Origin of the sequence: Nocardioides abyssi (assembly GCF_030412915.1) — a bacterium.
GTDB classification, from domain to species: domain Bacteria; phylum Actinomycetota; class Actinomycetes; order Propionibacteriales; family Nocardioidaceae; genus Nocardioides; species Nocardioides abyssi.
In genome coordinates this window covers 27,470-46,857 of sequence record NZ_JAUHJR010000011.1, presented here as the reverse complement: position 1 = coordinate 46,857, position 19,388 = coordinate 27,470, and the positions used below count along the sequence as shown (strand labels likewise).

The window sequence follows — 19,388 nt, the reverse complement described above, 5'->3', positions numbered from 1 at the left end:
CCGGCATGGACGTGCAGTCCGCGGGAGCGGTCGTGCTCGAGCGCATCGACGGACAGCGGTCGGTGCTGCTCGTGCACCGCCCGGCGTACGACGACTGGTCCCTCCCCAAGGGCAAGCTCGACCCCGGGGAGCCCGCCGCGGTCGCCGCCGTGCGCGAGGTCGCCGAGGAGACCGGTCTGCCGGTGCGGCTCGGCCCGCCGCTGCCCGGCCAGCGGTACGCGATCTCCGGCGGGCGTCGCAAGCACGTCCACTACTGGCTCGGCCGGGTCCGCCCCGGCGCATCGCTCGACGTCTCCGGCCACACCTGCGGCGACGAGATCGACGCCGTGGCCTGGGTCCCGCTCGACGACGCGCCCACCCGGCTGACCTACGACCACGACCGCGAGACCCTGGCCGGCGCCCTCCGCGTCCCGCGCGGGTCGGTGCCGCTCGTCGTGCTCCGCCACGCCCAGGCCCACCCCCGCAAGCGCTGGCGCGAGGACGACCGCCTCCGCCCCCTCGCCCCCGCCGGCCGCGACGAGGCGCTCGCCCTCGTGCCGCTGCTCTCGGCGTACGGCGTCGCGGCGATCGTCACCTCGCCGTCCGTGCGCTGCGTGGAGACCGTCCTGCCGTACGCCGGCGCCGCCGGCCTGGCCCTGCGCGAGGAACCGGTGCTCTCCGAGGAGGACGCCACCCCCACCGGCCTCGCCCGGCTCGCCACCTCCCTGGTCGCCTCCCTCGTCGCCGCTCGCTCGCCGCTCGTGGTCTGCACCCACCGGCCTGTCCTGCCCGACCTCTTGGCCACCCTCGACCTCCCCGACCCCTCCCTCGCCCCCGCCTCCTTCCTCGTCGCCCACCTCACCCGCTCCGCCCTCGTCGCCTCCGAGGTCGTCGCTCCCTGAGTCCTGGTCGCTGTCTCCGTTCGTTGTTGTCCACAGGTCGGCGGCGGCTGGCGGCGTAGTCCGTGACGATTCGCAGGTCGGCGGGGGCGGCCGGCGTAGTCCGTGACGTTCGGGAGGCGATCTGGCCCGAATCACCTGCGAAACGTCACGGACTATCCCGACGACGGCCAGCACCGGGCGCAGCCTGTGGAGAACCGAGGAGCAGCCCGCCGGATCTGGGCAGGGTGGGAGCGTGACCCCCGAACGCCCACCCGTGACCTGGCCGGTGCGCGTCGGGACGCCCGGCGGGCCGACGCGGTGGCAGGCGCGCACCCCGGCGTGGCGGTCGTCCTCGCGCGGACTCTACGTGCCCGCAGAGGTCGACGGCACGGTGCCGGAGCAGCGCATCGTCGAGGCGGCTGCGGTGCTGCCGGAGCATGGCGGGGTGACCGGTTGGGGCGCCCTGCGGTGGGCCGGCGCGAAGTGGTTCGACGGCCGGGGGCTCGACGGTCGGCTGGTGCGGCCGGTGACGCTGGTGACCTCCTGCGACGACATCCGCCCGCAGCGCGGCATCGATGTGTCTGCCGAGCGGCTCGACCCGCGGGACCTGGTCGACCTCGACGGCGTACGGATGACCTCCCCGGCGCGCGCCGTCTGCTTCGAGATGCGCTACATGCCGACCCTCGAGCTGGCGGTGGTCCACCTCGACATGGCGGCGCGTGACGACGTGGTCTCGATCGAGGAGATGCGCGAGTACGCCGCGCGGCACCGCGGTTGGACGGGCATCCCGCAGTGCCGGGCCGCGATCCCCTTCGCGTCGGAGAACAGCTGGTCCTCGGGCGAGGTGCTGATGCGGCTGCTCTGGACCCATCGGGCCGGCCTGCCCCGGCCCCTGTCGAACGTCCCGGTCTTCGACCTCGCCGGCCGGCACATCGGCACGCCGGACCTCTTCGACCCCGTCGTGGGGGTGGTCGGTGAGTACGACGGAGCGCTCCACCTCGCCGGAGCGAAGCGCTCGCGCGACCTCGACCGGGAGGAGCTCTTCCGCAGCCACGGACTGGAGTACGTCGTCATGCTCGGCCACGACGGGCGGGACCCGCGGCCGTTCCTGGCTCGGCTGACCAGGGCCTACGAGCGCGCCGTCCACCGACCGCCGGCGCCGCGCAGCTGGACCCTGGCACGACCGTCGTACTGGCCCGACACCTCGACCGTCGCCGCCCGCCGGGCGCTGCCGGAGGAGCTCCGCCAGCGATGGCTCCGTCCTTGGGCGGCCTGAGCCACTCGCCGGTCGACCGGCTGATGGCTCGCTCGGTGGCCGATCAGCCGCTCGCCCCGTCGGGGTAGTCCGTGACGTTCCGCAGGCGATTCGGCCGGATTCACCTGCCAAATGTCACGGACTACACGGCCGATGGCCGCCAGCTTGTGGACAGACGACCGCCACGCCGGGGACACGGGGTCACCCGGAGTGACGAGCCGAAGCCGACCTACGGAAGGTGGAAGACGTACCGGCAGACGAGGTAGACGAAGGCGGCGACGGCGCCGGCGGCGGGGAAGGTGGAGACCCAGGCGACGACGATCGAGCGGGCGACGCCCCAGCGGACGGCCGAGAAGCGCTTGGTGGCGCCGACGCCCATGACCGCGGAGGTGATGGTGTGGGTGGTGGAGATCGGGGCCTCGAAGGCGTACGCCGTCGTGTAGAGCACCGACGCGGCGACCGACTCGGCGGCGAAGCCGCGGGCCGGGTCGAGGTGGATGATGCGGCGGCCGAGGGTGCGCATGATGCGCCAGCCGCCGCTCCAGGTGCCGGCCGAGATCGCGGCGGCGGCGGCGAAGATCACCCACAGCGGCAGGTCGTCATCGGCGCCGACGTACCCACCGGCGAGCAGCGCGAGGAAGATGACGCCCATCGTCTTCTGCGCGTCCTGGAGGCCGTGGCCGAGCGCCATGGCGGCGGCCGAGGCGGTCTGGGCGAGCTTGAAGCCGCGGTGGGCCTTGTGCGGGTTGACCCGCCGGAAGATCCACATGATCGCGAGCATCACCGCGAAGCCGGCGGCGAAGGCGAAGACCGGGGAGATGAGCATCGGGATGACGACCTTCTCCATCACGGTGTCCCACGAGACCGTGACGCCGGCCGCGAGGGCCGCGCCGACCAGGCCGCCGATGAGGGCGTGGGAGGAGGAGGAGGGCAGGCCGTAGTACCAGGTGATCATGTTCCACGTGATCGCGCCGGCGAGGCCGGCCATGACCACGACGAGCGCATGGCTGGCGTTGGTCGCCAGCATCTCGTCGGGGAACGTGATGACCTCGGAGACGGTCTTGGCGACCTTCTGGCCGAGGAAGGCGCCGATGAAGTTCATGACCGCCGCGAGCCCGAGCGCGACCCGGGGCGTGAGCGCCCGGGTGGAGACCGAGGTCGCGATGGCGTTGGCGGCGTCGTGGAACCCGTTCGTGTAGTCGAACACGAGGGCGACCACGACCACCGCGATGATGATCGCGAGCTCCACCGGTCAGGACTCCTTGACGGCGATCTGCTCCACGGTGTTCGCCACCGACTCGAACGCGTCGATGGCGTCCTCGAGGGACTCGACGATGTCCTTGAGCTTGAGCACCTCGATCGTCTTGAGCTCGCCGCTGAAGATGTTGGCGAGGATCCGGCGGTGGTTCTTGTCGCCGGCGTTCTCGAGGCGGTTGATCTCGATCCAGTACTCCTCGAGCGACTGCATCGACCGCAGGTTCGGCATCGCCGCCGCGGTCAGGTCGGCGCACCGCTGGAGCAGCTCGACCTGCCCGGAGACCTCGGCAGGCATGTGCCGGACCTCGTACAGCAGGATCATGTCGACGACCTCGTCCATGTGGTCCATGACGTCGTCGAGGCCGGAGGCCAGCGCGTAGATGTCCTCGCGGTCGAACGGCGTGATGAACGTGCTGTTCACCTTGCGGATGATCGCGTGGGTGGTCTCGTCGGCGGCGTGCTCGGCATCGCGCATGCGCTGGGCGACGGCCTGGTGGTCGGCGCCGTCGGCAAGCATCTCGGCGAGGATCTTCGCGCCGGTGACGAGGTGGTTCGCCTGTTCGGTGAACTGGTCGTAGAACGTGGCCTCGACCGGGCGGAAACGCAGTCCCACGGAGTGACTCCTGAACGACGGGGGAACGAGCGTTGAACAGCGTAGGGGCTCGCTCGTGAGATCACGCAAGCGAGGACGGCGTCTGTCCCGTCACCTCGGCAAAGACTTCGGCCGTACGCCGCCGGGTACGCCGCCGCGCGGCCGGCCCCGTCGTACGCCGCCGCGCCGCCGCAGCGCCGTCAGATCACCGCCGGATCCCCGCGGTGACACGGCAGGTCAGCCGGCCACGCGCCGGCGCCGCTGCCGCTCGATCAGCGTGTCCTGCAGGTGCACGGGGCCGCGCGTGCGGGTCCACGCGCCGTCGGGGCCGAGGACCCACGCGTCGGTGTCGTCGTCGAAGGCGAGCGTCAGCAGCTCGTCCACGGCCCGGCGGGTGGCCTCGCCGGGGAGCCGGACGAGCACCTCGACCCGGCGGTCGAGGTTGCGGTGCATCATGTCGGCCGAGCCGATCCAGGCCTCGGGCTCGCCGCCGTTGTCGAACCAGAAGACCCGGCTGTGCTCGAGGAAGCGGCCGAGCACCGACCGCACCTCGATGGTCTCCGAGAGGCCCGGCACGCCGGGCCGCAGCGAGCAGATGCCGCGAATGAGCATCTGCACCGGCACGCCCTCCTGGGAGGCGAGGTAGAGCGCGTCGATGACGGCCTCGTCGACCACGGAGTTGGCCTTGAGCCGGATCCGGGCCGGGCGGCCGTTGCGGTGGTGGGCGATCTCGCGGTGGATGCGCTCGACCAGGCCCGAGCGTGCCGAGTCCGGAGCGACGAGCAGCTCCTCGTAGGAGGCGTTGCGCGACCAGCCGGAGAGGTTGTTGAACAGGTGGGCGACGTCCTCGCCGATGGTGTCGTCGGTGGTGATGAGGCCGAGGTCCTCGTAGGTGCGGGAGGTCTTCGGGTTGTAGTTGCCCGTGCCGATGTGGGTGTAGCGACGGATGCCGCCGCCGGAGCTGTCCTCCTCGCGCACCACCATCGAGAGCTTGCAGTGCGTCTTGAGCCCGACGAGGCCGTAGACGACGTGGCACCCGGCCTGCTCGAGCTTGCGGGCCCACCGGATGTTGGCCTCCTCGTCGAAGCGGGCCTTGATCTCCACGATCACCAGCACCTGCTTGCCCGCCTCGGCGGCGTCGACGAGCGCGTCGATGATCGGGGAGTCGCCGGAGGTCCGGTAGAGCGTCTGCTTGATCGCCAGCACGTGCGGGTCCGCAGCGGCCTGCTCCAGGAAGCGCTGGACGGAGGTCGCGAACGAGTCGTAGGGGTGGTGCAGCAGCACGTCGTGGCGGCGGGCGGCCTTGAACACGTCGACCGGCGCGGCCGACTCGACCTCGGCCAGCAGCGGGTGGGTCGTGGGGACGAACGCGGGGTACTTCAGCTCCTCGCGGCCCAGGTCGGCGATGCTCGTCAGCGCCCGCAGGTCCAGCGGTCCGGGCAGCCGGAAGACCTCCTCCTCGGCCACCCCGAGCTCGGAGACGAGCAGGTCGAGCACGGCGGGGCTGATCGTCTCCTCCACCTCGAGCCGCACCGGGGGGCCGAAGCGGCGGCGGAGCAGCTCCTTCTCGAGCGCGGCCAGGAGGTTCTCGGCGTCGTCCTCCTCGACCTCGAGGTCCTCGTTGCGGGTGACCCGGAAGGTGTGGACCTCCAGCACCTCCATGCCAGGGAAGAGCTTCTTGAGCCGATCGCGCATCACGTCCTCGAGCGGGACGAACCGCTGGCCGCCCAGGGGCACGAGCCGGGCGAAGATCGGGGGCACCTTGACCCGCGCGAAGTGCTCCTTGCGGGTGCCGGGGTCGCGCAGCACCACGGCGAGGTTCAGCGAGAGCCCCGAGATGTAGGGGAACGGGTGCGCGGGGTCGACCGCCAGCGGCGTGAGGACCGGGAAGACGCGCTCCTTGAAGTGCTTCTTGCAGTGCTTCTGCTCCCGCTCGTCGAGCTCGCCCCAGCGGACGATCTCGATGCCCTGCGCGCGCAGGGCCGGGTCGATCTCGTCGCGGAAGAGGCACACCTGCCGCTCGCTCAGCTCCCGGGCGGTGCGCCAGATCCGCTCGAGCACCTCGCGCGGCATCAGCCCGGAGGCGGCGCGGACGGCCAGCCCGGCGGCGATCCGGCGCTTCAGGCCGGCCACCCGGACCATGAAGAACTCGTCGAGGTTGCTGGTGAAGATCGCCAGGAACCGGACCCGCTCGAGCAGCGGCAGCTCGAGGTCCTCGGCGAGCTCGAGGACCCGCTGGTTGAAGTGCAGCCAGGAGAGCTCGCGGTCGAGGAACCGGTCGTCGTACTGCTCCACCGCCGCGACCGCCTCGTGGTCCGGGAGGTAGGGCGGCTCGACGTCGAAGGAGTCGTGCGGCACGCGGTCGCGCGGCAGCACGTCCTCGCTCGGTCCGGTCTCCAGGGTCACGCCGTCAGTGTGGCACCGGCGGGTGAACGGGAGGTGTCCCTCGGACGGCCCTGGGGAGCGGCCCGCGCGGGGCTTCCGCGTGGACGACTGCTGGACGACGGATGGACGACGGGACGACCGCCCGGGCCGCTACTGTCGGCGCCCGTGAGTGCGAGGACCGTCATCGAGGCCACCGTCCTGCGGGCGCTGCTGGGCCTGCCCGCCCCCGTCCAGCGGGTGCTGGCCGGGCCACCGCTGGAGCGCGACGGGCAGGTGCTGGCGGTCGACCTCCAGCTCATGCTGCGCATCCAGCAGCTGACCCGCGAGCCCGCGATCGAGTCGCTCGAGGTCGAGCTCGGGCGGCAGGCCGCGGTCCGCCAGTCCGGGCTGACCGCCGGCCGCCAGGCGGTCGGCTCGGTGCGCGAGGTCGACGCGGGTGGGCTGCTCGCCCGCCTCTACACGCCCTCCAGCGCCTGCGGTCCGGTCGAGACGCCCGGCTCGCTGCTGGTCTTCCTGCACGGCGGCGGCTTCTTCTTCGGCGACCTCGAGACCCACGACGCCAGCTGCCGGTTCATCGCGGAGCGGTCCGGCGTGCGGGTGCTCGCCGTCGACTACCGCCTCGGCCCCGAGCACCCGTTCCCGGCCGCCCACGACGACGCGCTCACGGCGTACCGCTGGGTCCTCGACCACGCCACCGCCCTCGGCGCCGACCCCGCGCGCATCGCGATCGGCGGCGACTCCGCCGGCGGCAACCTCAGCGCCCACGTCGCGATCGAGGCGGCCCGCGAGGGGCTGCCGCTCGCGTGGCAGCTGCTCGTCTACCCCGCCACCGACGTGTCGGGGGAGACCGAGAGCAAGCGGATGTTCGGCAAGGGGCTGTTCCTCACCCAGGAGTTCATGGACCTCGCGGTCGCCTCCTACACCCCCGACCCGGCCACCCGCACCGACCCGCGCGTCGCCCCGCTGCGCGCCGACCTGCCGAGCGGGCTCGCGCCGGCGTACGTCGTCACCGCCGGCTTCGACCCGCTCCGCGACGAGGGCGAGGCGTACGCCGCGAAGCTCGCCGCCGCGGGGGTCGAGGTCGAGACGCGCCGGTTCCCCGACCAGATCCACGGCTTCTTCAACATCGTCGGTGCCGGCCGCACCTCCCGCGCCGCCGTCGCCGAGATCGCCGACCGGGTGCGCGCGCAGCTCCGACCCGCCTGAGCCGCGCCCGACCTCCGGAGGGCTACAGGCCCGGCCGCCAGCGCCGCAGCGCCTCAGTGAACTCGTGCGGGTCGACCATCGAGGCGTCGACCTCGAACGGCGGCAGGCTGCGGCGCAGGAACAGCACCTTCCACCCGCGTGCGCCGGGCTCGCCCTCGACCTCGACCTCCGTGTGCGGGTTGGTCAGGTCGAAGGTGTGGTGGCTGGCGCCGTCGCGGATGTCGACGATGCCGTCGGCGACGCTGACCTGCGCCTTCGACGCCGAGGTTGCCCAGGCCACCACGAACGCGACCGCGACGACGGCGCCGACCACGAGCAGCAGCGGCTCGGCGTAGCCCTCGAACCACGCGAACGCCGTCAGCCCCACCGCGAGCGCCGCGCCGAGCAGGTAGAACCAGCGCGGCACCCCGCTGCGAGGGGCGATCGGGGTGGCCGGGGCAGCGGAGGGGCGCACGCCGGTGGCGGGGGCGTCGGTGACGGGAGCGGAGTCGGTGGGGACGGCTGCGACGTGGCGGGCCGACGCGGGCTCGCCACCGCGCGCCTCGACCAGCTGCTCAGCCAGCTCGGCAGCGCGCTGCTCGGCGACGAGCCGGTCCTGCAGGGCGGCCTCGACGAGCTCGGCCTGGTGCCGGACGGACGCCTCGACGGCGCTGCGGTCCATCGCCCGCTGCTCGGCCTTCTCCTCGGCGACGAGCCGCAGCGACGACTGCTCCTCGGCGGCGCGCTCGGCGGCCAGGCGGGCCTCCTGGGCGGCGGCCAGCTCGGTGGTGAGCTCGGCGAGCCGGCGCTCGGCGTCCTCGCGGGCGGCGACGGCCTCGGCGGCCAGCCGGGCGTGGTCGGCGGCGTCGCGCTCGGCGGTCTCCCGGGCCTCGGTCGCGACGCGGGCGGCCTCCTCGGCGGCGGTCCGGGCGGCGTGCGCCTCGGCCGCGAGGCGGGCCTGCTCGGCGGCGGACTCCTCGGCGCTCGCCCGCGCCTCGGCGGCCGCGCGGGCGGCCTCGGCCTGACCGGTCGCCTCGACGAGCGCGGTGTGCTCGGCCTGGGCGGCCGCGGCGGCCAGCACCGAGGCGTCGTACGCCGACTCCGACGCCGCCGCCGCCTCGGCGGCCCGCTCGCGGGCGGACTGCTCGGCGGCGACCCGCGCCCCGTGGGCCTCGGCCGCGAGGCGGGCCTGTTCGGCGGCGGACTCGTCGGCGACCCGGCGTCCCTCGAGCGCCTCCGCGGCGTCGCGGGCGTGCTCGGCGGCGACCTCGTCGGCGGAGAGCCGCTCGGCCGCGGCCACCCGCGCCACCTCGGCCTGCTCGGTGGCGGCGACGAGGGCGGCGTGCTCGGCCGCGGCGGCCGCAGCCGCGAGAGCGGCCTGGTCGCGGGCCTCGGCGCTCGCGGCGACTGCCTCCTCGGCGCGCTCGCGCGCGACCTGCTCGGCGACCTCGCGGGCCGAGTGCGCGACTGCCGCGAGGCGGGCCTGCTCGGCGGCGGACTCGTCGGCGACCCGGCGTCCCTGGAGAGCCTCGGCGGCGTCGCGGGCGTGGGCAGTGGCGATCTCGTCGGCGGCGGCCCGGAGCTCGGAGGCGGCCGCGGCGATGCCGGCCTGCTCCTCGGCGGCCAGCAGCGCGGCGTGCTCGGCGGCCGCCGCGGAGGCGGCGAGCGCGGCCTGGTCGCGGGCCTCGGCGCTGGCGAAGGCAGCCTCGTCGGCGCGTTCGCGCGCGGCCTGCTCGGCGACCTCCCGTGCCGAGTGGGCCTCGGCCGCGAGGCGGGCCTGCTCGGCGGCGGCCTCGTCGGCCGCGGCCCGGGCGACGGCCAGCTCCTCGGCCCGGGCAGAAACGGTCTCCAGCGCAGCGGCGGCCGCGGCGGCGGCCTCCTCCGCGGCGCGACGGGCCTCGGTGGCCTCCCGGTTGGCGTCGGCCAGCTCGGCCGCGCGGGCCTCGGCCTGGGCCAGCTCGCGAGCGGCGTCGGCGGCGGACTCCTCGGCCGCGAGCCGCGCCTCGTGTGCCTCCGCAGCGAGGCGGGCCTGCTCGGCGGCCGCGGTGTCCGCGACCTCCCGCGCGGACGCGGCCTCGGCGGCAAGGGCGGCCTGCTCGGCGGCGTACGACGCTGCCTCCTCGTGGCGCCGGGCTGCCTCGGCGGCGGCCTCCTCGGCGGCGGCGCGTCCGCTGACGGCCTCGTCGAGCCGGGCCTCGGCGGCCTCGCGTCCCTCGGCGGCGGCCAGCGCGGCAGCGGCCTGCGACGACAGCGCGGCGGCGGCCGCCTGCGCCTCGGCCGCGGCGTCGGCGAGCTCGGCGGCCCGGCGGTGGGCGGCCTCGGCCTCGGTGGCGGCGGCGCGCGCGGACTCCTCGGCGACGAGCCGCTCGGCGGCCTGCTCGGAGGCGGCCAGCTCGGCGGCGCGGCGCAGCGAGGTGGCCTGGTCGGCGGCGGCGGTCTGCTCGGCGAGCCGGGCGAGCGCCTCCTCGTGGGTCAGCGGCGGCGTGGGCGCGGTGGCCTGCCGCTGCCGGCGACGCCAGCCGCGGGCGGTCGCACCTTCGTCAGGAGGGGGTGCGGCGCTCATGGCGCCGGATCGTATCGGCCGGGCGACGTGCGTGAGGCGTCAGTAGACGAGCGCCTGGACGTCCGGCTGCAGGACCTCCTCGGCGAACGACGCCGCACCGCGGATCACCACGCCCGGCAGCAGCTGCTCCTCGGTGATGCCCCGGCGCGCGGCGCACTGGGTGCACACGGTCACCGTGCCGCCGACGACGACGGCCGCCAGCAGGTCCGCCAGCGGGGTGGCCAGCGGCAGCGTGAAGGCCTCGGCGCGGCCCGGCACGCCGTACCACGCCGCCTCGCCGGTCAACCACAACGAGACATCCGCGCCCGCCGCCACCGCGGAGGCCGCCACCGTGAACGCCTGGTTGCAGCGCTCCGCGTCCTCGGAGCCGCAGGTCACCTTGACGACGAGTGGGCGCGACATGGGCATCACCCTAGAGTGGGCGGGTGCCTTTCCAGATCCCGGAGAACCTCCACCCCGACTGCGGCCCGGTCGCCTGGATGCTCGGCACCTGGCGGGGCAACGGGCGCGGCGACTACCCCACGATCGAGCCGTACCAGTACGGCCAGGAGCTCGTCTTCCAGCAGGACGGCCGCCCCTTCCTCCACTACTTCGCCCGCTCGTGGATCGTCGACGACGAGGGGAAGACCGTGCGCCAGGGCGCCCAGGAGACCGGCTTCCTGCGCTGCCGCCCCGAGGGGCAGGTCGAGCTGGTGCTGACGCACAACACCGGGTTCGTCGAGATCTGGTACGGCACCGCCGACAACGGCAAGCTCGAGCTGACCACCGACGCCGTCGCGCGCACCGAGTCGGCCAAGGAGGTCACCGCGGGCCACCGCCTGTACGGCAACGTCGAGGGCGACCTGCTCTACGCCTACGACATGGCGGCCGTCGGCCAGCCGCTCCAGCCGCACCTGTGGGCCCGCCTGCAGCGAGCCTGAGGGCGGGCGAGATGGCCGGGCCCGCCGAGAGCAGCGACTGGCGCGAACGCCTCCGGGCGCGCGGCTACCGCCTGACCCCGCAGCGCGAGATGGTGCTGCGCGCGGTCGAGGAGCTCGGCCACGCCACGCCCGACGAGGTGCTCGGGAAGGTCCGCGAGCAGTCCGCGGCGGTCAACATCTCCACCGTCTACCGGACGCTCGAGGTGCTCGAGGAGCTCGGCCTGGTCCGGCACGCGCACCTGAGCGACCGCGCGCCGACGTACCACTCGATCTCCGACCACGAGCACTTCCACCTGGTCTGCCGGAATTGCCAGAAGGTCGTCTCCGTTGACCCTGATGTGCTGAAGCCGCTCACCGACCGGCTCGAGGCCGACGGGTTCGTGGCCGACGTGGGTCACCTGACGGTGTTCGGCCACTGCACCACCTGCACGCCGACCGAGGAGTCCTCATGACCAGCCCCCTGCTCGACCTGCCCGGCGCGGTCGCCGGCAACGACGTCGACGCGCCGGTGGCGGCGCACTACGGCTCGTTCAACGGCGAGCAGCGCGCGCTCGAGTCCGGTGAGGGGTTCGTCGACCTCTCCCACCGCGACGTGCTGCGCATCGAGGGCCCCGACCGGCTGACCTGGCTGCACAACCTCACCACCCAGCACTTCCTCGACCTCGCCCCCGGTGCCTGGACCCAGGCGCTCGTGCTCAGCCCGCAGGGCCACGTCGAGCACGCCTTCGAGGGGTACGACGACGGCTCGGCGTTCACCGCCCACACCGAGCCCGGCGCCGGCCCGGCGCTCGTCGAGTGGCTGGAGCGGATGAAGTTCATGACCCGCGTCGAGATCTCGCTGGTCCCTGACCTCGCGGTGACCTGGCGCGCGCCTCGGCTGGTTGAGGAAGGCGCGCAGCGCCTGTCTCGAAACCAGCCGGCCAAGTACGACCTCGTCCCGCGCGACCAGCTCGCGACGTACGCCGCGGCCGCCGGCCCCGCCGCCGGCCTCTGGGCCTTCGAGGCGCTCCGCATCGCCCGCGGCGAGCCGCGCCTGGGCCTCGACACCGACCACCGCACGATCCCCAACGAGGTCGGCTGGATCGGTCGCGCGGTGCACCTCGACAAGGGGTGCTACCGCGGCCAGGAGACCGTCGCTCGCGTCCACACCCTCGGCCGCCCGCCCCGCCGCCTCACGCTGCTGCACCTCGACGGCAGCGAGAACCGGCTCCCCACCCGCGGCGCCGACGTGATGAGCGGTGAGAAGTCGGTCGGCTTCGTCGGCACCTCCGCCCGCCACCACGAGCTCGGCCCGATCGCGCTCGCGCTCCTCAAGCGCAACGTCCCCACCGACGCCCAGCTGCTCGTCGACGGCATCGCCGCCGCCCAGGAGGTCGTCGTCGACCCCGAGGTCGGGCTGCACGTGCGCCCCTTGCGCTGACCCCACCGCCGCCCAGCTGCTCGTCGACGGCATCGCCGCCGCCCAGGAGGTCGTCGTCGACCCCGAGGTCGGGCTGCACGTGCGCCCCTTGCGCTGACCCCACCGCCGCTCGAGCGCACTCCGGCTGGTTGAGGGGTCGCGCAGCAACCGTGTCGAAACCTGCCACGCCAGCGAGCCGTCGACGACACCTGGTGAGGGACGCGGGTCACTCAAGGACGAGCGTGCGCCTCGTCTTCATGAACGGGAGGGTCGAGTCCTCGTGCGGCAGGTGCTTCGCCACCACCGCGTACTTCCCGGCCGGGAGCGGCCGGACCACGAACTGCGCAGCCCGGTGGTCGTTCAACGGCTTCGTCTTGGACCACAGGACGGCGCCGGACTGCCGCACGACGAGCCGCAGCGAGCCGGCGGTGGGCACCTGGGGGGTTCCGCGCAGCTTCAGGCGCAGCTCGAGAGGTCGGTCTGCTTCGAACGTCGTCGGCGACGACATCTCGAGGGAAGGAGGTCGGGTCGCTCCGGCTGGTCCTGCGACCACCAGCAGCACCACGGCACCTGCCGCGGCGAGGATCGTCTTCACGGCCGTCATCCTCGCGCACCACGACGCGGGGGTTTGCCGCACCCACCTGCGGAAACCGAGCAACCATGTCCCGCCACACGAGCACCGCAGACCCCAAGGAGCACCCCGCGAAGCCCGATTCGCCAGGTGACCTGACGAAGCGGTCGTGGCTGTACGTCGTCCGCAAGACGGCGCGGGAGTTCTCCAAGGACCAATGCACCGACGTGGCGGCGGCGCTGACGTACTACGCCGTCCTCGCGCTCTTCCCCGCCCTCATCGCGCTCACCTCGGTCGTCGGGCTGGTCTCGGACCCGCAGAAGACCGTCGACCAGATCCTCCAGGTGATGCGCGACATCGGCGCCGGCTCGCAGGCCGACACCCTCGAGCCGACGATCACCGAGCTCGCGTCCTCGCAGGGCGCCGGGATCGCGCTGATCATCGGTCTCGCGACGGCGCTGTGGTCGGCGAGCGGGTACGTCGGCGCGTTCGGCCGCGCGATGAACCGGATCTACGAGATCCGCGAGGGGCGCCCGTTCTGGAAGCTCCGCCCGATCATGCTGCTGCTGACCCTCGTCCTGGTGACGCTCGTGGCCGTGGTCCTCGCCGGCCTGGTCGTCTCCGGCCCGGCGGCGGACGCGATCGGCAAGCAGATCGGTCTCGGCTCGACGGTCATCACCGTCTTCAACATCGCCAAGTGGCCAGTGCTGCTGCTGATGGTCGTGGTCATCGTGGCGCTGCTCTACTACGTCACCCCCAACATCAAGCAGCCGAAGTTCCGCTGGATCTCCGTCGGCGCGCTGCTCGCGATCGTCGTCTGGGTCGTCGCCTCCGCGCTGTTCGGCTTCTACGTCGCGAACTTCTCCTCCTACTCCAAGACCTACGGCTCGCTCGCCGGCGTCATCGTCTTCCTGCTCTGGCTGTGGATCACCAACCTCGCGCTGCTCTTCGGCGCCGAGCTCGACTCCGAGCTGGAGCGCGGCCGCGAGCTGCAGGCCGGCATCCCCGCGGAGAAGACCGTCCAGCTCCCGCCGCGCGACACCCGCAACATCGACAAGCAGGACGAGAAGATCGCCGAGGACGTCGCCAAGGGCCGCGAGATCCGCGAGACCCACGGCAAGCCCGAGGAGGCCGACGGCCGGGACGCGCCCGGCCGCTGAGCCGTACGCCGGTTGCGGACGGTCGCTGCGCCCCTCACCGCAGCCGGCGGTCACCCTCCAGGGCGTCGTGGTCGAGGACGCGCACACCCGGGCGCACCCAGAACACGTCGGCCCCGGCGCCGCCGCGCAGCGTCCAGCCGCCGTCGCCGGGGTCGAGGGTGTCGTGCCCGCCGCCACCGAGGAGCCGGTCGGCGCCGGCCCCGCCGCAGAGCAGGTCCGGGCCGCCCGTGCCGCGCAGCACGTCGTCGCCGCCGCGTCCGACGAGCACGTCGGGTCCGCTCGTGCCGACCAGGACGTCGTCGGCGGAGCCGACCTGCAGGCGGACCACGAGCCGGTCCCGGCCGGCGGGGCTGGTGGCCAGCAGGACGATGTTCGCGGAGCCGGAGCGGGCGTCGGCGGGGTCGACTGCGAGCGTCCGGACCAGGCCGCTGCCCCACGTGCTCAGCGAGCCGGACGGGAGCAGCCGGTCGTTGCCGGTGGACGCGGTCAGCGCAACGTTCCCGGCTCCGCGGACCTCGACCCGCAGCCGGGTCCGGTCGCCGCCGGTGCAGCGCAGGTCGTCGGTCACCAGCCGGATCCGCGGCTGGAGGTCGGGCGCCCAGTCGATGCCCGGCGACGCGACGGCCGCCTGCGGGTTGCCGGCGAGGTCGGTGACCGCACCGGCCGGGAGCGCCACCGACACCGCCCCGCGACGAGTCATACCGCGCACCGCGAGGGCGAAGGTGGCGGGGCCCGTGCGGCGTACCTCCACCTCGGCGGCGCCGGTCGTGCCCGCCACCCGCACGTCGGCGGCGGCGAGGTCGGTGACCGGCTCGTCGGCCTCCAGCACGAAGCGGACCACGTCGGCGTTGCTGACCGCCGCCTGGCCGGGGGCCCGGCGCAGGGCTGCGGTCGGCGCGACCGGGTCGTGGACGACGACGGCGCGGGCGGGCTCGGACGGGTTGTCCGACGGGGTGCGGGCGGTTCCGCGCGGCAGGTCGAGGACGACCTCGCCGGGGCCGTCGGCGCGGACGGCGACGACGTACGTCCGGGCGTCGATCGCCCGCACCTCGACCAGGCTCGCCCCGGTCAGCCCGGCCCAGACCGTGTCGGCGGCGAGGCCGGTCACCGCGCGCGAGAACGCGACGACCAGCTCGATGTCGGCGACCCGGGTCGGCGAGCCGGCGGGCGCGGTGATGGTCGTGGTCGCTCCGGTGCTCTCGAAGACGCGGACGAACGGCCCGACCACGGCGTTGCCGTTGCCGGCCGCGTCCCACACCCGGCCCGCGGGCAGGGTCAGGCGGACCTCGCCGTCGGCGGTGGGGACGAGGTCGAGCTCGTACGCCGACGGGCCGCCCCGCAGTGCCGCGACCCGGCCGTTGACGACCTCGAACGCGCTCGCGCTCAACCCGCTCACGGGCTCCGAGAAGGTCAGCGTGACGGGGATCGGGCTCCGGTTGGTCTCCGGGCGGGTGGGGGAGGTGAACGCGCCGGTCGGCTGGGAGGTGTCGCGGCTGCGGCGCACGGTGGCCGAGGCGGTCGACGGGTTGCCTGCGGCGTCGCGGGCCGCGCTCGCGGGCAGCCGGACGGCGACCTGGCTGCCGGTGAACGCGACGATGATCTCCCAGCGCTCGTCCGCGCCGGTGACGCTCCGGACCGTGCCGCCGGTGACCCCGATGTCGGCCGCCACGAGGCCGGTGACCGGCTCGGAGAAGGTCGCGACGACCGTGATCGTGCTGCCGCTCGTCGGGTTGCCGGCGGTCGTCGTCAGCGTGACGGTCGGCGGGGTGGTGTCGACGCGCCGGGTCAGCGGAGTCGCGGCACGGCTCGGGTTGCCGGCCGCGTCGGTCGCGGCGCCCGCGGGCAGCCGGACCTCGACGTCGCCCTCGGCGTCGGGCGTGACCGTGACGACGTACGTCGTGCCGCCCGGCTCGGTGGTGACCGTGCCCAGCGTCGCGCCGGTCACCTCGAGCGCTCCGGCGGTGAAGCCGGTGACGGTCTCGTCGAAGGTGACCGTCAGGTCGAACGGGCCGTTGACCGGCCCGGTCGGCGCGCTCAGCACCGGCGTCGGGGCGGTGAGGTCGGCGGCGCGGGTCAGCGTGGTGGAGGCGGTGTTGGGGTTGCCGGCGGTGTCGGTGACCGTGCCGGCGGGGAGCGCGATGGTGACGGGGCCGTCGGTGGTCGGGGTGACCTCGACCGTGTACGCCGCGCCGTTCCCGGTGAGTCCCGCGACCGTGCCGTTGGTGACGACGAGGTCGCCCAACGCGAGCCCGTCGACGTCCTCGGAGAAGGCCAGTCCGACGGTGAAGGTGCCGTTGTGCGGCCCGGTCGGGGCGGTGAGCGTGACGGTCGGCTTGGTGAGGTCGGCAGTGCGCGACAGGACGGCCGAGGCGGTGCTTCCGTTGCCGGCGATGTCGGTGACCGCGCCGGCGGGGAGCGCGATGGTGACGGCGCCGTCGGCGCTCGGGGTGACCCTGACGGTGTAGGACCGGCCGGAGCCGTCGAGGTCTGCCTTGGTGCCGTTGGTGACGACGAGGTCGCCCAGCGCGAGCCCGCTCACGTCCTCGGAGAAGGCCAGGTCGACGGTGAAGGTGTCGTTGACCGGGCCGGCCGGCGCGGACAGCGTGACGGTCGGCTTGGTCAGGTCCGCGGTGCGGGACAGGACGGCCGAAGCGGTGTTGGGGTTGCCGGCGGTGTCGGTGACAGCGCCGCCCGGGAGCGCGAGGGTGACGGGACCGTCGGTGGCAGGGGTGACCTGGACGGAGTACGCCGCGCCGTTCCCGGTGAGTCCCGCGACCGTGCCGTTGGTGACGACGACGTCGCCGAGGGCGAGCCCGTCGACGTCCTCGGAGAAGGCCAGGTCGACGGTGAAGCTGCCGTTGACCGGGCCGGCCGGGGCCGTCAGCGTGACGGTGGGCTTGGTGAGGTCGGCGGCGCGCGACAGGACCGCGGAGGCGGCATTGCCGTTGCCGGCAGCGTCGGTGACCGCGTCGGCGGCGAGCTGGATCGTCACCGTGCCGTCGGCGGCGGGGGTGACCTCGACGGTGTAGGACCGGCCGGAGCCGTCGAGGTCCGCCTTCGACCCGTTGGTGACGATCAGGTCGCCCAGCGCGAGCCCGTCGACGTCCTCGGAGAAGGCCAGGTCGACGGTGAAGGCGCCGTTGTGCGGGCCGGTCGGCGCGGAGAGCGTGACGCTCGGCCGGGTGAGGTCGGCGGTGCGGGACAGCACCGCGGAGGCGGGATTGCCGTTGCCGGCGGCATCGGTGACGGCGCCGGCGGCGAGCTGGATCGTGACCGTGCCATCGGTGGTCGGGGTGATCGCGACGGTGTAGGCGTCGTCGTCGCCGGACAGGTCGGCGGCGCTTCCGTTGGTGACGACGAGGTCGCCGAGGGCGAGCCCGCTGACGTCCTCGGAGACGTCCAGTCCGACGGTGAAGGTGCCCTTGACGGGGCCGGCCGGCGCGGTGAGCGTGACGGTTGGGCGGGTCAGGTCAGCGGTCCGGGTGAGGACGGCCGAGGCGGTGTTCGGGTTGCCGGCGGTGTCGGTGACCGCGCCGGCGGGCAGCGACACCGTGACGGGTCCGTCGGTGGCCGGCGTGAGGGTGACGGTCCACGACGCGCCGGACCCGGACAGCGCCGACGCGGTGGCGTTGGCGATGACGAGGTCGTCCAGAGTGAGGCCCGAGACGGCTTCGGAGAAGTCCAGCGTGACGACGTACGCCCGGTTGACCGGCCCGGTCGGCGCGGCGAGCGCGACGGTCGGCCTGGTGAGGTCGGCGGTGCGGGTGAGCGGCGCGGAGGCGGCGTTGGGGTTGCCGGCGGTGTCGGTGACTGCGCCGGCGGGGAGCGCGATGGCGACGGGGCCGTCGGTGGTCGGGGTGATCTCGACCGTGTACGCCGCACCGTCCCCGGTGAGTCCCGCGACCGTGCCGTTGGTGACGACGAGGTCGCCCAGCGCGAGCCCGTCGACGTCCTCGGAGAAGGCGAGGTCGACGGTGAAGGTCCCGTTGTGCGGGCCGGTCGGCGCGGTGAGCGTGACGGACGGCGCGGTGAGGTCGGCGGTGCGCGACAGGACGGTGGAGGCGGTGTTGCCGTTGCCGGCGGCGTCGGAGACGGTGTTGGCGGGAAGGGCGAGGGTGACGGTGCCCTCGGCGGCGGGGCTGACCTGGATGCGGTAGGTCGTGCCGGAGCCGGTGAGGCCCGAGAGGGTCCCGCGGGTGACGGTGAAGTCGCCTGCCACGAGGTCGGTGACGGTCTCGGAGACGGTGATGTCGACGCTGAAGGGGCCGTTGACCGGGCCGGTCGGCGCGGTGAGCGTGACCGTGGGCCGGGTGAGGTCGGCGGTGCGCGACAGCACCGCGGAGGGGGCGTTGCCGTTGCCGGCGGCGTCGTTCGCGGCGAGGGCCGGGACCGCGACGGTGACGGGCCCGTCGGTGGCGGGGGTGAGGGTGAGGGAGTACGTCGTGCCCGAGCCGCTGAAGCCCGATGCAGTGCCGCCCGTGACCACGAGGTCGGAGACGGCGAAGCCGGTGACCGACTCGGAGAAGACGACGCCGACGGCGGTGGGGCCGTTGACCGGCCCGGCGGGCGCGGTGAGGGTGACGGTGGGCGCGGTGCGGTCGACGGTGTACGCCGGGCCGCCGGTGTAGCCGGTCCCGTCGCCGGCGAGGGTGACCCCGTCGGTCGAGATGATGCCGGTGCCGGAGCGGAGGTCGAGGCGGAGCGTGCCGTCCCCGGTGACGCCGGTGACGGTCACGGCGTAGCTGCTCGGGCTGAGCGGGACGACGCCGGCGACGGTCCCGGCAGCGGTGCCGGTCGCGATGAGCGTGAAGTCCCCGGCGTCGACGCCGGTCACCGCGGTGTCGAAGGTGGCGAGGTAGCTCACGGAGGCGGCGTTCGTGGGGTTCGGGCTCGTGCGGGTGATCGAGGAGAGGCGGGGCGCGACGACGACCCGAGTGGTCGCGGAGGCGGTGTTGTCTGCCGGGGTGCTGTCGACGCCGTCGGCCGGTGTCGCGGTCGCGGCCAGCATGAGCGTCGCACCGGCAGGGAGGTCGTCGGCGACCCGGGCGACCACGGTGAGGCTGACCGAGGCTCCCGGCTCGAGCCGGCCGAGGGCGACGGAGAGCGGCGCGGTGGACGTGACGGTGGCGGTCCCGCCGGTGACGCCCTGGATCGGCGCGGCGGTGTCGACGGCGAGGCCGGGCGGCAGGGTCACGGCGAGGTTCGTGGCCGCAACGGCGACGGAGGAGGTGTTGGTGACGG

The 19,388-nt window shown here is 74.2% G+C and carries 14 protein-coding genes; 7 read left to right on the top strand and 7 right to left on the bottom strand.

All coding sequences use genetic code 11. The features are described from left to right. Positions 1–5: 5 nt before the first annotated feature. On the top strand, positions 6–881 hold the full coding sequence (locus tag QWY29_RS18365) for an NUDIX hydrolase (protein ID WP_300962634.1): 876 nt from the start codon (positions 6–8) through the stop codon (positions 879–881). A gap of 232 nt (positions 882–1,113) precedes the next feature. Further along, positions 1,114–2,136 carry a hypothetical protein gene (locus QWY29_RS18360; protein WP_300962632.1) on the top strand — a complete coding sequence of 341 codons (1,023 nt, stop codon included), beginning with the start codon at positions 1,114–1,116 and terminating at the stop codon, positions 2,134–2,136. Positions 2,137–2,344: 208 nt separating this feature from the next. On the opposite strand, the gene QWY29_RS18355 is transcribed toward QWY29_RS18360, so the two are convergent. The 3 genes from QWY29_RS18355 to QWY29_RS18345 form a co-directional block, all read right to left on the bottom strand. Further along, positions 2,345–3,364 carry an inorganic phosphate transporter gene (locus QWY29_RS18355; protein WP_300962630.1) on the bottom strand — a complete coding sequence of 340 codons (1,020 nt, stop codon included), beginning with the start codon at positions 3,362–3,364 and terminating at the stop codon, positions 2,345–2,347. A 3-nt stretch (positions 3,365–3,367) separates the two neighbouring features. Further along, positions 3,368–3,985, bottom strand: a complete 618-nt coding sequence (locus QWY29_RS18350) for a DUF47 domain-containing protein (protein WP_300962629.1) — start codon at positions 3,983–3,985, stop codon at positions 3,368–3,370. 216 nt (positions 3,986–4,201) lie between these two features. Continuing rightward, positions 4,202–6,259, bottom strand: coding sequence for an RNA degradosome polyphosphate kinase (locus tag QWY29_RS18345; RefSeq protein ID WP_300962695.1), 2,058 nt, complete (start codon positions 6,257–6,259; stop codon positions 4,202–4,204). A gap of 255 nt (positions 6,260–6,514) precedes the next feature. On the opposite strand from QWY29_RS18345, the gene QWY29_RS18340 reads away from it, so the two are divergent. Beyond that, on the top strand, positions 6,515–7,555 hold the full coding sequence (locus tag QWY29_RS18340) for an alpha/beta hydrolase (RefSeq protein WP_300962628.1): 1,041 nt from the start codon (positions 6,515–6,517) through the stop codon (positions 7,553–7,555). A gap of 22 nt (positions 7,556–7,577) precedes the next feature. Here the strand turns inward: QWY29_RS18340 and QWY29_RS18335 are convergent, their stop codons facing one another. Both QWY29_RS18335 and QWY29_RS18330 read right to left on the bottom strand, forming a co-directional pair. Further along, on the bottom strand, positions 7,578–10,097 hold the full coding sequence (locus tag QWY29_RS18335) for a coiled-coil domain-containing protein (RefSeq protein WP_300962627.1): 2,520 nt from the start codon (positions 10,095–10,097) through the stop codon (positions 7,578–7,580). Between the two features lie 39 nt (positions 10,098–10,136). After that, a complete protein-coding gene (locus QWY29_RS18330; RefSeq protein WP_300962626.1) occupies positions 10,137–10,499 on the bottom strand; it encodes a DsrE family protein in 363 nt (120 codons plus the stop codon). Positions 10,500–10,522: 23 nt separating this feature from the next. Between QWY29_RS18330 and QWY29_RS18325 the strand changes: the two genes are divergently transcribed. The 3 genes from QWY29_RS18325 to ygfZ are packed head-to-tail and all read left to right on the top strand — an operon-like array spanning position 10,523 to position 12,437. Continuing rightward, entirely contained in the window at positions 10,523–11,017 is a 495-nt protein-coding gene (locus QWY29_RS18325) for a heme-binding beta-barrel domain-containing protein (protein WP_300962625.1), read from the top strand. Positions 11,018–11,028: 11 nt separating this feature from the next. After that, complete coding sequence (locus QWY29_RS18320; protein ID WP_300962624.1) at positions 11,029–11,469, top strand: Fur family transcriptional regulator; 441 nt, start codon at positions 11,029–11,031, stop codon at positions 11,467–11,469. Next, entirely contained in the window at positions 11,466–12,437 is a 972-nt protein-coding gene (gene ygfZ, locus QWY29_RS18315; protein ID WP_300962623.1) for a CAF17-like 4Fe-4S cluster assembly/insertion protein YgfZ, read from the top strand. Before QWY29_RS18320 ends, ygfZ begins: the two co-directional genes overlap by 4 nt. A 205-nt stretch (positions 12,438–12,642) precedes the next feature. On the opposite strand, the gene QWY29_RS18310 is transcribed toward ygfZ, so the two are convergent. After that, positions 12,643–13,011: a hypothetical protein gene (locus tag QWY29_RS18310; RefSeq protein ID WP_300962622.1), complete on the bottom strand. Its 369-nt coding sequence runs from the start codon at positions 13,009–13,011 to the stop codon at positions 12,643–12,645. Positions 13,012–13,076: 65 nt separating this feature from the next. On the opposite strand from QWY29_RS18310, the gene QWY29_RS18305 reads away from it, so the two are divergent. After that, positions 13,077–14,147 (top strand): YihY/virulence factor BrkB family protein, encoded by a 1,071-nt coding sequence (locus QWY29_RS18305; RefSeq protein WP_300962620.1) that lies wholly within the window; start codon positions 13,077–13,079, stop codon positions 14,145–14,147. Positions 14,148–14,181: 34 nt separating this feature from the next. On the opposite strand, the gene QWY29_RS18300 is transcribed toward QWY29_RS18305, so the two are convergent. Then, positions 14,182–19,155: a beta strand repeat-containing protein gene (locus tag QWY29_RS18300; protein WP_300962693.1), complete on the bottom strand. Its 4,974-nt coding sequence runs from the start codon at positions 19,153–19,155 to the stop codon at positions 14,182–14,184. Between the last annotated feature and the right edge of the window lie 233 nt (positions 19,156–19,388).

Coding starts and splice junctions, on each gene's coding strand:
- QWY29_RS18365 (WP_300962634.1), top strand. CDS start 6: ATGGACGTGCAGTCCGCGGGAGCGGTCGTGCTCGAGCGCATCGACGGA.
- QWY29_RS18335 (WP_300962627.1), bottom strand. CDS start 10,097: ATGAGCGCCGCACCCCCTCCTGACGAAGGTGCGACCGCCCGCGGCTGG.
- QWY29_RS18330 (WP_300962626.1), bottom strand. CDS start 10,499: ATGTCGCGCCCACTCGTCGTCAAGGTGACCTGCGGCTCCGAGGACGCG.
- QWY29_RS18320 (WP_300962624.1), top strand. CDS start 11,029: ATGGCCGGGCCCGCCGAGAGCAGCGACTGGCGCGAACGCCTCCGGGCG.
- ygfZ (WP_300962623.1), top strand. CDS start 11,466: ATGACCAGCCCCCTGCTCGACCTGCCCGGCGCGGTCGCCGGCAACGAC.
- QWY29_RS18305 (WP_300962620.1), top strand. CDS start 13,077: ATGTCCCGCCACACGAGCACCGCAGACCCCAAGGAGCACCCCGCGAAG.
- QWY29_RS18300 (WP_300962693.1), bottom strand. CDS start 19,155: ATGCTGGCCGCGACCGCGACACCGGCCGACGGCGTCGACAGCACCCCG.